Here is a 12,761-nt window from a genome sequence, read left to right as displayed (position 1 = left end):
CGTGGACGGTTTCCCCCCACACAGGGGTCCCCCCCCCCCCCCACCCCCCCCCCCCCCCCTCCCCCCCCCCCCCCCCCCCCCCCCGCCCCTCCCTCCCCCCTCTCCCTCCTTACCGGGTGTACCGGTTCACGGGCCGCGCCAGGCCGTAGTGCTCGCGCAGGGTGCGTCCTGTGTACTCGGTGCGGAACAGGCCCCGGTCCTGGAGGATCGGCACGACCTGGTCCACGAAGTCGGTGAGGCCGGCGGGCAGCACGGGGGCCATGATGTTGAAGCCGTCGGCGGCGCCCCGGGTGAACCACTCCTCCAGCTGGTCCGCGATCTGCTCGGGCGTGCCCGCGAAGACGCGGTGGCCGCGGCCCGCGCCGAGCCGGGCGATCAGCTCGCGCAGGGTCAGCCCGTCGCGGCGGGCGATCTCGGCGACGAGCGTGAAGCGGCTCTTGTTGCCGTTGATCTCCCGCTCCTCGGGGAGCGCGGGCAGCGGGCCGTCGAGGTCGGCGCCGGTCAGGTCGGTGCCGAGCATCCCGGACAGCTGGGCGAGCCCGTACTCGGGGACCTGGAGGTCGGTGAGCTCGCGCTCCAGGGCCTTCGCCTCGGCCTCGGTGGCGCCGATGACGGGGGCGATCCCGGGCAGGACGAGCAGTTCCTCCTCGGTGCGGCCGTACCGGGCGAGGCGGGACTTGAGGTCCTTGTAGAAGGTCTGCCCGTCGGCGAGGGTCTGCTGCGCGGTGAAGACGGCTTCCGCGTACCGGGCCGCGAACTCCTTGCCGGACTCGGACGAGCCGGCCTGCACGAGCAGCGGGTACCCCTGCGGGGAGCGGGGCACGTTGAGCGGTCCCGCGACGCCGAAGTACTCGCCCTTGTGCGCGGCGGGGTGGAGCTTGTCGGTGTCGGCGTAGACGCCGCGCTCCTTGTCCAGGACGATCGCGTCGTCCTCCCAGCTGTCCCAGAGCTTGGTGGCGACGTCGAGGAACTCGCGGGCGCGGTCGTAGCGCAGGCCGTGCTCCAGGTGCTCCTCGCGGTTGAAGTTGCGGGCCTCGTCGAGGGTGCCGGAGGTGACGATGTTCCAGCCGGCCCGGCCGCCGCTGATGTGGTCGAGGGAGGCGAACTTCCGGGCCAGGTCGTAGGGCTCGTTGAAGGTGGTGGAGACGGTGGCGATCAGTCCGACGTGTTCGGTGACGGCGGCGATGGCGGAGAGCAGGGTGAGCGGTTCGAAGCCGCCCAGCGCGTTGTACCGGGCCTTGCCCCACAGGGCCAGGCCGTCCGCGAAGAAGATCGAGTCCAGCCGTCCGCGCTCGGCGGTACGGGCCAGCTCCTGGAAGTAGCGCAGGTCGGTGACGCGTTCGGGGCTGCCGGCCGGGTGCCGCCAGGCGGCGTCGTGGTGGCCGGCGTTCATCAGGAAGGCGTTGAGGTGGAGGGTGCGGGGCGCGGGTGCGGGCATGTCTGTTCCCTGGGTCGGGTGTGCGGGCGGGGCGGGCGCGGGGCCCGCTTCGGGCGGGGGCGGGCGCGGGGCCCGGTTCGGGCCGGGCGGGGGCGGGCCCGGTTCAGGCGGGGACGCGCCAGAGGCTGAGGCGGCGTTCGACCGCTACCAGGACCTGGTTGAAGGCCACGCCGATCGCCGAGATCGTGATGATCCCCGCGTACATCTGCGGAATGGCGAAGTTGAACTGCGAGGCGTTGATCAGGTAGCCGAGCCCCGCCTTGGCGCCGATCATCTCGGCGGCCACCAGGACCAGGATCGACACGGCGCCGGCCAGGCGGATGCCGGTGAAGACGGCCGGTACGGAGGCCGGGAGGATCACCTTCTGGAAGAGCCGGGGGGTCGACAGGTCCATCGACCGGGCCAGCCGGACCAGGGTGGGGTCGGCGTTGCCGACGGCGCTGATGGTGTTGAGCAGGATCGGCCAGACGCAGGCGTAGACGACGATCGACACCTTCGAGGTCTCCCCGATGCCGAGGAGCAGGACGAAGACCGGCAGCAGGGCGAGGGCCGCCGTGTTGCGGAACAGCTCCAGCAGCGGGCCGAGGAAGGCGGCGACGGGCCGGTACCAGCCGATCAGCAGGCCGAGCGGGACCGCCACGACGACGGCGATGGCGAAGCCGCCGAAGGAGCGGGCGAGGCTGGCCCGGGTGTGCTCGCCCAGCCGGCCGTCGCCGAGCAGCTCCCACCAGGCCCGGGCCACCTCGCTGACCGGCGGCAGGAAGGTGGCGTCGACGAGGCCGAGCCGGGGCGCCGCCTCCCAGAGCGCGAGCAGGGCGAGGATCGCCGCCGAGCGGAGCAGGCCGGCCCGCAGCCACCGCAGTACGGCCCCCGCCGGGGCGGGCTTCGCCGCGGCCGCCGGGGCGGGCGGGGACGGGGCCGGTGCCGGTTCCGGTGCCGGGCGCGCGGGTTCGCGTACCGCCGGCCCGGGGGCGGGCGGCGCGGTCAGGGTGGGAGCGGGGATGCCGGTGTCGGTGCTCATGCGGAGGCCTCTTCCTTCTCCAGTTGCCGGGCGCGGGCCACCTCGTCGTGGAGCAGGCTCCAGATCTCGTGGCGCTGTCGGGCGAACTCCGGGCTGGAGCGCAGGTCCTCGCCCGTCGCCCCGGTGAGGCGGTCGCCGAGGGAGACCGGGACCACCTCCTTGACGCGGCCGGGGCGGGAGGTGAGGACGGCCACCCGCTGCCCGAGGTACACGGCCTCCTCGATGCCGTGCGTGATGAACACCACCGTCTTGCCGGTGCGCTGCCAGATGCCCCGCAGCTCGTCCTGGAGGGACTCGCGGGTCTGCGCGTCCAGCGCGGCGAAGGGCTCGTCCATCAGCAGCACGTCCGGGTCGTACGCCAGCGAGCGTGCGATCGCGACCCGCTGGCGCATGCCGCCGGACAGCTCGTGGGGGTGCCGGTCCTCGAAACCGGTGAGACCGACCAGGTCCAGGAACTCCCGGGCCCGTTCCGCGCGTTCACGGCACGGGACGCCGGTGGCCTCCAGGCCGAACTCGACGTTGCCGAGCGCGGTGCGCCAGGGCAGCAGCGCGTACTGCTGGAAGACGATGCCCCGGTCCAGGCCCGGGCCGCTGACGGGCTCGCCGTCGAGCAGGATGCGTCCTGAGGTGGGCCGGGTGAGGCCGCCGAGGAGGTCGAGGAGGGTGGACTTGCCGCAGCCGCTGGGGCCGACGACGACCAGGAACTCCCCCGCCCCGATCTCCAGGTCGATGCCGTCGAGCGCGGTGAACCCGCTGCCTGCCCCGCCCCCCTTGACCGGGAACGTCTTGGTCACGGACTCGAACACGATCTTGGTCATGCCGGTTCAGCCCTTCCCCTGGCCGTTGAACTCGTTGGTGTACAGATCAGCGGCCTTGAGCCGGCCCGGTTTGATCTCGCCCCGCTCGCCGAGCCAGTCCAGCCAGAGCTGGAACTCCTTGTCCTCGATCCGCCCGTACTGCCCGGCGACCCCGTAGGAGCGCCAGTACCGGAGGGTGGCGGTGTCCTCGTTGCGGCCGCGCTTCCTGACGATCTCGGTCTGGCGGGCGACGACCTCCTCGCGCGGGGTGCTGCGCGACCATTCGACGGCCTTGCCGACTCCGGTGACGAAGGTGCGGACGGTGTCCGGGTTCTCCTGCACGAACCGCCTGGTCATCACGTAGGAGCCGGCACTGAACCTGCCGAGCAGGTCGTAGTCGCTGAACAGCGGTCTGATCCCGCCGGACGCCAGCGCCTTGTCCCGCAGTACGCCGCCCAGCACGCCGACCTCGATCTGTTTCTGGCGCAGTGCCTGCTCGGTGTTGACGGGCGGCACGACGAGCGCCTCGACCTTCGCGGCATCGGCCTCGGGGATCCCGTTGCGGCTCAGGTAGATGTCGAGGAGGGCCTGGGAGTGCGCGCCCAGGGTGTTCATGCCGACCTTCTTGCCGGGCAGGTCGCGGGCGGAGCGGATCGGGCTGTCCTCCAGCACGTAGTAGCCGCTGAAGGCGTCCTGGTCGACTCCGTAGTAGGAGATGACGGAAGTGATGGGGGCCTTGCCGGAGGCGAGCTTGACAATCGCCCCGTTGAAGGCGCCGCCGAAGTGGATCTGGCCGGTGGCGGCGGACTGGATGTCCTGCGGGCCGCTGATGGTGTTGCCGACCCATTCCAGCTTGAGGTCGCCGAGGTACCCGAGGTCGGCGGCCAGCTCGGGGAGCGTGACGGCGCCGACGTTGCCCTGGTACTTGAGGGTGGTGACCTGGCTTCCGGAGCGGCGGGCGCCGCCTCCGGTGGCGGTGGCCGTGCCGCAGCTCACCGCGGCCGCCGAGATGCCGAGCAGGGTGAGGAACTGGCGCCGGGAACGGGTGGCCGTGGTGGGTGCTGCGGGCATGGCGAGAGTCCTTGGTCTACGAAGCAGCGGTGAGGAAGGGAAGCGCGTCGGCGAACTCGTCGACGGCCTGGTAGAGGTCCAGCTCCGCCTCGGGGCGCAGCCGGTCGGGGCCGTCGCCCCGTTCGACGGAGGAGTCGAGGACGAACCGCCCGGCGGTGACGTGCCGGGCGCCGAGGGCGGCGAGCACCGGGCGCAGGGCGTAGTCGATGGTCAGTACGTGGGCGAGGCTGCCGCCGGTGGCCAGCGGCAGTACGGTCTTCCCGGCCAGGCCGTCCTGCGGGAGCAGGTCGAGGAAGGCCTTCAGGAGCCCGGTGTACGAGGCCTTGTAGACCGGGGTCGCGACGATCAGCCCGTCGGCTTCGGCGACGGCTTCCAGGGCGCGGCGGATCTCCGGCTCGCCGCGCCGGGCGGACAACAGGTCGGCGGCGGGGAGGGTGCGTACGGGGAGGCGGGCGGTGTCGAACCCGGCGTGGGCCAGGCGCCGCAGCACGTGGTCGGCGACGACGTCGGTGCGGGAGTGGGCGGAGGGGCTGCCGGTGAGGGCGAGCAGCTTGGGCGGCACGGGGTGCTCCGTTCTCGGGCGTGGGGGTCAGGCGGAGGCCGAGGCCCCGGACGCGATGCCGAAGGAGGGCTCGGGAACGCTCTCGGGGCTGATCAGGCGCGAGGGCTCTCCGTCGGGCCCGACCGGAACGTCGCCGTCGACGGTGACGCGGCGCAGGGTGCGCTCGTGGTCGTCGGAGTCGTCGACGCCGTAGTGCTGGGTGGCCCGGTTGTCCCAGATCGCGACGTCACCGGCCCGCCACTGCCAGCGGACGGTGTTCTCGGGGCGCTCGACGTGCGCCTGGAAGAGCTCCACCAGGGCCCGCGAGTCCCGCCCGGTCAGCCCCTGGATCCGCTGGACGAAGTTGCCGAGGAGCAGGGTCCGCTCACCGGTCTCGGGGTGGACGCGGACCAGCGGGTGCTCGGTGAGGAACGTGGTGGAGGTGAAGACCTCGCGGTACTGGGCGAGGGCCTCGGGGACCGCGTCGGGCTGGAGGGCGGCGTAGTCGTACGCGTTGGAGTGCACGGCGCGCAGCCCGTCGGCGAGCGCCCGCAGCGGCTCGGGGAGGTGGGAGTAGGCGGTGGCGGTGTTGGCCCAGAGGGTGTCGCCGCCGTACGGGGGAATGGTGACGGCCCGCAGGACGGAGAAGGCCGGGTAGGCGGGGACGAACGTCACGTCGGTGTGCCACTGGTTGGCCCGGGCGCCGTGGTGGGAGTCGATGCCGAGGGCGTACCGGCCGTCGGCGGAGGGGACGGTGGGGTGCGCGACGGGTGTGCCGAGGAGGCGGGCGAAGGCCTCGTGGCCGGCCTCGTCGAGGTGGTCCTGGTCGCGGAGGAAGACGACCTTGTGGGCGAGCAGGGCGGCCCGGATCTCGGCGACGGTCTGGGGGGCGAGGTCGCCGTCGAGGCGGACGCCCCCGATCTCGGCGCCGATGCGGCCGCCGATCTTCTTGACGGTGGTGACGGGGGTGACGGGGGTGACGGGGGCGGTGGTGGTGGTCATGGGGACTCCTCGGACGGGTGACGGTGGCGGAGGAAACCGGTGCGCCCCTCCCTCGGCGGGGCGCACCGGCGACGGCCGGCCGGGCCGCGTCGTCGCCGGGCGCGGCGGGGCCGGGGCAAGGGGAAGCGGGAACCGGGAAACGCGGGGGGCCGCGGAACGGCGGCGGGCCCGGGTGCGGCGGTGCTCGGGGGTCAGGCCCCGAGGAGGGCCGGACAACGGCCCGGACACGCGCCCGGCGCGGTACAGGGGCCGGAGGTGCGGAGCCGCGGGGCGAGGTGCGCGTTCGCGGTCATGGGGCGGAGCCTGTCAGCGCCCCCGGACCGGGTCAACCCCTCCCGGGCACCCCGGCATAGACCCCGCACCCCGGCCCTGACCTGCGGTTTCACCCCGCCGGGCGGCCGAAAACACCTGGCCGGATTTCACGGCCCCGCAACGCGGCCGCCACGCCGCGCCCCTGCGCGGTCCGCCGCGTGGGGGGGCGAGCCCCGCCCTTCGCCCGTTGCCCCGGGGACTCCGCCCCCGGCGCCGCTCCAGGGAGCTCCGCCCCCGGCCCCCGCGCTCTCGGACGCCGGCGGGGCCGGATCGCGCCGACGCGGCCGGCCGCCCGCGGACCGCCGGCCCACGGCTCATCTGAGAGGGGGAGATCACATCCGATGGTTCTGGTAACCGTCGAGTAGCCACCCCTAGCATTCGAGCCATGACGGTCCTGCCTGACGACGGGCTCTCCCTGGCCGCCGAGTTTCCTGACGCGACACATGAGCAGTGGCAACGCCTCGTCGAGGGCGTACTGCGCAAGTCCGGCAAGGAAGTGACCGGCGAGGCAGCGGAAGCAGCACTGTCCACCAAGCTCGAGAGCGGGCTCATCACCCGCCCGCTGTACACGGCGCGCCCCGACGCGGACGGCGGCCCGGACACCGGTTTCCCGGGGTTCGCGCCCTTCGTCCGCGGCGGCACCCCCGCGGGCACCAGCGCCTCGGGCTGGGACGTACGCCAGCGCATCGCGGGCAGTGATCCGGTACGGGTCAACGAGGCGGCCCTCGCCGACCTGGAGAACGGCACCACCTCCCTGTGGCTGACCGTCGGCCGTCACGGCATCCCGGTCGCGGGCCTGGGCCGGGCCCTGGACGGGGTCTACCTCGACCTGGCGCCGGTCGCCCTCGACGCGGGCGCCGAATACGCCGACGCCGCGCGGGCGTTGCTCGACCTGTATACCGAGCGCGGCACGAGCCCCGACGCGGCCCGCGCCTCGCTCGGCATCGACCCGCTGGGCCACGAGGCCCGTACCGGCGAGGCCCTGGACCCGGCGCCCGCCGTGGCGCTCGCCCGTGAGGCGGCCGCGTCCTGGCCGGGCGTGCGGGCGCTGACCGTCGACGCCCTGCCGTACCACGAGGCCGGCGGCTCGGCGGCCGAGGAGCTCGGCCTGTCCCTGGCGACGGGCGTCGCCTACCTCCGCGCGCTGACCGACTCCACGGCCGGCACCGGCCCGACGGCCGGCCTCGGCACCGAAGCGGCCTTCCGCCAGCTGGAGTTCCGCTACGCGGCGACCGCCGACCAGTTCCTCACCATCGCCAAGCTGCGTGCCGCCCGGCGTCTGTGGGCCCGGATCGCCGAGGCCTGTGGGACCCCGGAGGCGGGCGCGCAGCGGCAGCACGCCGTCACCTCGCCGGTGATGATGACCCGGCGCGACCCGTGGGTGAACATGCTGCGGACCACCGTCGCCTGCATGGCGGCGGGCGTGGGCGGCGCGGACTCCGTCACCGTGCTCCCCTTCGACAGCGAGCTGGGCCTGCCGGACGCCTTCGCGCGCCGCATCTCCCGCAACACCTCGACCGTCCTCCTGGAGGAGTCGCACCTGGCCCGGGTGATCGACCCGGCGGGCGGCTCGTACTACGTGGAGCAGCTCACCGACGAACTCGCCCACGCGGCCTGGGAGTTCTTCCAGACCGTCGAGCGCGCGGGCGGCCTGGCCGCCGCGCTGCGCTCCGGGCTGGTCGCGGAGCGGCTCGCGGCCACGTGGGCGGCCCGCTCGAAGAAGCTGGCCACCCGCCGCGAGCCGGTCACCGGCGTCAGCGAGTTCCCCCTGCTGTCCGAGAAGCCCCTGGTCCGCGAGCCGGCCCCCGCCGCCCCGTCCGGCGGTCTGCCGCGGGTGCGGCGCGACGAGGCGTACGAGGCGCTGCGCGCCCGCAGTGACGCGCACCTGGAGACGACCGGCGCCCGGCCGCGGATCTTCCTCGCCGCCCTCGGCCCGGCCTCCGCGCACACCGCGCGGGCCACCTTCGCCTCGAACCTCTTCCAGGCGGGCGGCATCGAGCCGGTGCACGACCCCGTCTCCGTGAGCGCGGACAACGCGGCCGGGGCGTACGCGGCGAGCGGCGCGGACGGCGTGGCGGTGCTGTGTTCCAGCGACGCCCTGTACGAGGAGCAGGCCGGGGCGGTGGCCGCCGCCCTGCGCGGGGCCGGCGCGACGACCGTGTTCCTCGCCGGCAAGCCCGGCACCTCGCCCGGCACCGTGGACGAGTACGTCTTCGCCGGCTGCGACGCGGTCGCCGTGCTCTCCTCCGTACTCGACCGCATGGGAGTCGCGCAGTGAGCAGCATCCCCGACTTCTCCGGGCTCGCCCTCGGCGCGGCCCCGCGCGGCGCCTCCGAGGAACAGTGGCGGGCCGCCGTCAAGGAGTCCACCGGCACCACCCCCGCCGACCTGCTGTGGGAGACCCCCGAGGGCATCGGCGTGCGGCCGCTGTACACGGGCCGGGACCTGGAGGGCCTGGACTTCCTCCAGACCTACCCGGGCGTGGCCCCGTACCTGCGCGGCCCGTACCCGACGATGTACGTGAACCAGCCCTGGACGATCCGGCAGTACGCCGGCTTCTCCACGGCCGAGGAGTCCAACGCCTTCTACCGGCGCAACCTCGCGTCCGGCCAGAAGGGCCTGTCGGTGGCCTTCGACCTGCCGACGCACCGGGGCTACGACAGCGACCACCCGCGCGTGACGGGCGACGTCGGCATGGCGGGCGTCGCGATCGACTCGATCTACGACATGCGGCAGCTGTTCGACGGGATCCCCCTCGACAAGATGTCGGTGTCGATGACGATGAACGGCGCGGTCCTGCCGGTCCTCGCGCTGTACATCGTGGCGGCGGAGGAGCAGGGCGTCTCCCCCGACAAGCTCGCCGGGACCATCCAGAACGACATCCTCAAGGAGTTCATGGTCCGCAACACCTACATCTATCCGCCGAAGCCCTCGATGCGGATCATCTCGGACATCTTCTCCTTCACCTCGCAGAAGATGCCGCGCTACAACTCGATCTCCATTTCCGGGTACCACATCCAGGAGGCGGGGGCCACCGCCGACCTGGAGCTGGCGTACACCCTCGCGGACGGTGTGGAGTACCTGCGCGCCGGGCAGGGCGCCGGGCTGGACGTGGACGCGTTCGCGCCGCGCCTGTCGTTCTTCTGGGCGATCGGCATGAACTTCTTCATGGAGGTCGCGAAGCTGCGCGCCGCGCGCCTGCTGTGGGCGAAGCTGGTGAAGCAGTTCGACCCGAAGAACGGCAAGTCCCTCTCCCTGCGCACGCATTCGCAGACCTCGGGCTGGTCGCTGACGGCGCAGGACGTGTTCAACAACGTCACGCGCACGTGCATCGAGGCGATGGCTGCGACCCAGGGCCACACCCAGTCGCTGCACACCAACGCCCTCGACGAGGCCCTGGCGCTGCCGACGGACTTCTCGGCGCGCATCGCCCGCAACACCCAGCTGCTGCTCCAGCAGGAGTCGGGGACCTGCCGGTCGATCGACCCGTGGGGCGGCAGCGCGTACGTGGAGAAGCTGACGTACGACCTGGCGCGGCGGGCCTGGCAGCACATCCAGGAGGTCGAGGCGGCCGGCGGCATGGCGCAGGCCATCGACGCGGGCATCCCGAAGCTGCGCGTGGAGGAGGCCGCCGCGCGTACGCAGGCGCGGATCGACTCCGGACGCCAGCCGGTGATCGGCGTGAACAAGTACCGGGTGGAGAACGACGAGCAGATCGACGTCCTCGTCGTCGACAACTCCTCGGTGCGCGCCCAGCAGGTCGCCAAGCTGCGGCGGCTGCGCGACGAGCGCGACGAGGCGCGTACGCAGGACGCGCTGCGCGCGCTGACGAACGCCGCCGAACGCGGCGCCGGCCAGGGCCTGGAGGGCAACCTCCTCGCGCTGGCGGTGGACGCGGCGCGGGCGAAGGCGACCGTGGGTGAGATCTCGGACGCACTGGAGAAGGTGTACGGGCGGCACGCGAGCCAGATCCGTACGATCTCGGGTGTGTACCGCACCGAGGCAGGCGAGTCCCCGTCCGTGGAGCGCACCCGTGCGCTGGTCGACCGGTTCGAGGAGGCGGAGGGCCGTCGTCCGCGCATCCTGGTCGCCAAGATGGGCCAGGACGGCCACGACCGCGGCCAGAAGGTGATCGCGACCGCCTTCGCCGACCTGGGCTTCGACGTGGACGTCGGCCCGCTGTTCCAGACCCCCGCGGAGGTGGCCCGCCAGGCCGTCGAGGCGGACGTCCACGTGGTGGGCGTCTCGTCGCTGGCGGCCGGCCACCTGACCCTCGTTCCGGCGCTGCGCGAGCAGCTGGCGGAGGAGGGCCGCGAGGACATCATGATCGTGGTGGGCGGGGTGATCCCGCCGGCCGATGTCCCGACGCTGCTGGAGATGGGCGCGACGGCGGTGTTCCCGCCGGGCACGGTCATCCCGGACGCGGCCCACGACCTGGTGACGCGGCTGGCCGCGGATCTGGGCCACGAGCTGTAGGCGGCGCCGGGTATGCCCCCGAAGATCGACATCGATGGGTACGTGAAGGGCGTGCTCGACGGGAAGCGCGCGCACATCGCGCGCGCCATCACCCTCGTCGAGTCCACCCGGGCGGACCACCGGGCCCTGGCGCAGCGGCTGTTGACGGAGCTCCTCCCCCATACCGGGAAGGCGCGCCGGATCGGCATCAGCGGGGTGCCGGGGGTGGGCAAGTCGACCTTCATCGACGCGTTCGGCTCGATGCTGACGGGCCTCGGGCACCGGGTCGCCGTCCTGGCGGTCGACCCCTCCTCCACGCGTACGGGCGGCTCCATCCTGGGTGACAAGACCCGGATGGAGCGCCTGGCCGTGGACCCGGCGGCCTTCGTACGCCCTTCCCCGTCGGCCGGCACCCTGGGCGGGGTGGCGAAGGCCACGCGCGAGTCGATGATCGTCATGGAGGCGGCGGGCTACGACGTGGTGCTGGTGGAGACGGTCGGAGTGGGCCAGTCGGAGACCACGGTCGCCGGCATGGTCGACTCCTTCCTCCTCCTGTCCCTGGCCCGTACGGGCGACCAGCTCCAGGGCATCAAGAAGGGCGTCCTGGAACTGGCGGACGTCCTCGCGGTGAACAAGGCGGACGGCCCGCACGAGCGCGACGCGAAGGCCGCCGCCCGCGAACTGTCGGGCGCGCTGCGCCTGATGCACCCGGCGGACGCGGCGTGGACCCCGCCGGTGCTGACGTGCAGCGCGCGGGAGTCGACGGGCCTGGACGAGGTCTGGAACCGTCTGGAGCAGCACCGGACCGTCCTGGAGACGGGCGGCCGGCTGGCGGCGAAGCGGGCGGCGCAGCAGGTGGAGTGGACCTGGTCGATGGTCCGCGACGAACTGCTGGACCGGCTCCGCTCGGATCCGGCGGTACGGGAGCTGGCCCCCGGCCTGGAAGCGGCCGTCCGCGCCGGTACGGTGACCCCGACCTCGGCGGCGGACCGCATCCTCGGGGCGTTCGCGGGCTCCTGAGGCCGTGTCCGGGAAGTCCCCCGGCGGCGGGCCGCCGGGGGGAGCCGGAGACCTACGCGTCGACGAGTACCGGGTCCGGCGTGCCGAGGGCCGCGTACAGGGCCTGGGTGCGGGCGGCGGGGTCGGTGGCCGACAGGAGCGCCGCGAGGACGGCGATGCGGGCCTGGCCGGCGCGGAGCGTGCCGGTCGGGACGGCTCCGGCGGCGACGAGGTCCACCGCGCCGCCGTGCGTGTAGATCTCGGTGACCGGGCCGGCCGCGACGCGCGTGGTCAGGGCGACGAGGACGCCCCGGGCGACGGCGGCGCGTACGGCTTCGACGATCTCGGGGGTGGCGTTGCCGGCGCCGGTGCCGATGAGGACGATGCCCTGGGCGCCCGCCTCGACGGCGGCGTTCAGCAGCAGCGGGTCGGCGTCGGCGTGGTGCATCACCATGTCGACGCGCGGCGGCAGCTCCGGCATCGCCGGGAGGGCGAGGGGGGCGGGGCGCTCGGGCCGGCGGAGGACGGCGACCTTGCCGAAGCCGATCTTGCCGAGGAGTTCCTTCGAGGGGTCCGCGAACGCGTCCAGGGCCACGGCCTGGGTCTTCACGGTGCCGCGCGCCGCGTGCACCCGGCCGGCGAAGGTGATCAGGACGCCCAGTCCGCGCGTGGTGGCGGCGGTGAGCAGGGCGTCGTAGAGGTTGCCGGGGCCGTCCCCGTCGGCGGAGCCCATGGGGAGCTGCGAGCCGGTGAAGACGACGCTGCGCGCGTCGTGGTGGTGCAGGTCGACGAGGAAGGCCGACTCCTCCAGGGTGTCGGTGCCGTGGGTGACGACGATGCCGTCGACGTCGGGGTCGGCGAGGACCTCGTGGACGGTGCGCAGCAGGGTCAGCTGGTGGGCGGTGGTGAGGCGGGGGCTGTTCACGCTGAACAGGTCGACGACCTCGACGGTGACGCCCTCGGGCAGCGGCGCGGTGGCCATGACCTCGCGGCCGTCCGCCTCGGCGGCGAAGCCCGCGCCCGTCCACCGGCTGGCTATCGTCCCGCCGGTGCTGATGACGACGATGCGCCCCATGGCCACCCTTCCTTCGTACAGATTTTCTGGAGGGGGCAATGATAGTGAGA

General features: G+C 73.5%; 10 protein-coding genes. 3 read left to right on the top strand and 7 right to left on the bottom strand.

Annotated elements, in window-relative coordinates:
- Positions 1-109: 109 nt before the first annotated feature.
- From AC069X_RS07555 to AC069X_RS07530, 6 genes are all read right to left on the bottom strand, one after another.
- On the bottom strand, positions 110-1,438 hold the full coding sequence (locus AC069X_RS07555) for an LLM class flavin-dependent oxidoreductase (RefSeq protein WP_478726115.1): 1,329 nt from the start codon (positions 1,436-1,438) through the stop codon (positions 110-112).
- A gap of 103 nt (positions 1,439-1,541) precedes the next feature.
- Entirely contained in the window at positions 1,542-2,459 is a 918-nt protein-coding gene (locus tag AC069X_RS07550; protein ID WP_478726113.1) for an ABC transporter permease, read from the bottom strand.
- Entirely contained in the window at positions 2,456-3,277 is an 822-nt protein-coding gene (locus AC069X_RS07545) for an ABC transporter ATP-binding protein (protein WP_478726111.1), read from the bottom strand. Before AC069X_RS07545 ends, AC069X_RS07550 begins: the two co-directional genes overlap by 4 nt.
- A gap of 6 nt (positions 3,278-3,283) precedes the next feature.
- Positions 3,284-4,327 (bottom strand): ABC transporter substrate-binding protein, encoded by a 1,044-nt coding sequence (locus AC069X_RS07540; RefSeq protein ID WP_478726109.1) that lies wholly within the window; start codon positions 4,325-4,327, stop codon positions 3,284-3,286.
- A 16-nt stretch (positions 4,328-4,343) separates the two neighbouring features.
- On the bottom strand, positions 4,344-4,889 hold the full coding sequence (gene ssuE / locus AC069X_RS07535) for an NADPH-dependent FMN reductase (RefSeq protein ID WP_478726107.1): 546 nt from the start codon (positions 4,887-4,889) through the stop codon (positions 4,344-4,346).
- Positions 4,890-4,916: 27 nt separating this feature from the next.
- A complete protein-coding gene (locus AC069X_RS07530; RefSeq protein ID WP_478726106.1) occupies positions 4,917-5,870 on the bottom strand; it encodes a TauD/TfdA dioxygenase family protein in 954 nt (317 codons plus the stop codon).
- A gap of 697 nt (positions 5,871-6,567) precedes the next feature.
- Between AC069X_RS07530 and AC069X_RS07525 the strand changes: the two genes are divergently transcribed.
- From AC069X_RS07525 to meaB, 3 genes are read left to right on the top strand one after another with little or no spacing between them, the layout of a single operon-like run.
- Positions 6,568-8,460, top strand: coding sequence for a methylmalonyl-CoA mutase family protein (locus AC069X_RS07525; RefSeq protein WP_478726104.1), 1,893 nt, complete (start codon positions 6,568-6,570; stop codon positions 8,458-8,460).
- On the top strand, positions 8,457-10,658 hold the full coding sequence (gene scpA, locus AC069X_RS07520; RefSeq protein WP_478726102.1) for a methylmalonyl-CoA mutase: 2,202 nt from the start codon (positions 8,457-8,459) through the stop codon (positions 10,656-10,658). Before AC069X_RS07525 ends, scpA begins: the two co-directional genes overlap by 4 nt.
- 12 nt (positions 10,659-10,670) lie before the next feature.
- Positions 10,671-11,657: a methylmalonyl Co-A mutase-associated GTPase MeaB gene (gene meaB, locus AC069X_RS07515; protein ID WP_478726100.1), complete on the top strand. Its 987-nt coding sequence runs from the start codon at positions 10,671-10,673 to the stop codon at positions 11,655-11,657.
- Positions 11,658-11,709: 52 nt separating this feature from the next.
- On the opposite strand, the gene AC069X_RS07510 is transcribed toward meaB, so the two are convergent.
- Positions 11,710-12,711: an asparaginase gene (locus AC069X_RS07510; RefSeq protein WP_478726098.1), complete on the bottom strand. Its 1,002-nt coding sequence runs from the start codon at positions 12,709-12,711 to the stop codon at positions 11,710-11,712.
- Positions 12,712-12,761 lie beyond the last annotated feature (50 nt).

The organism is Streptomyces sp. NPDC043896 (assembly GCF_056435605.1).
Note: the sequence above shows the minus strand (reverse complement) of the source record. Positions and strands in the feature narration are given on the sequence as shown.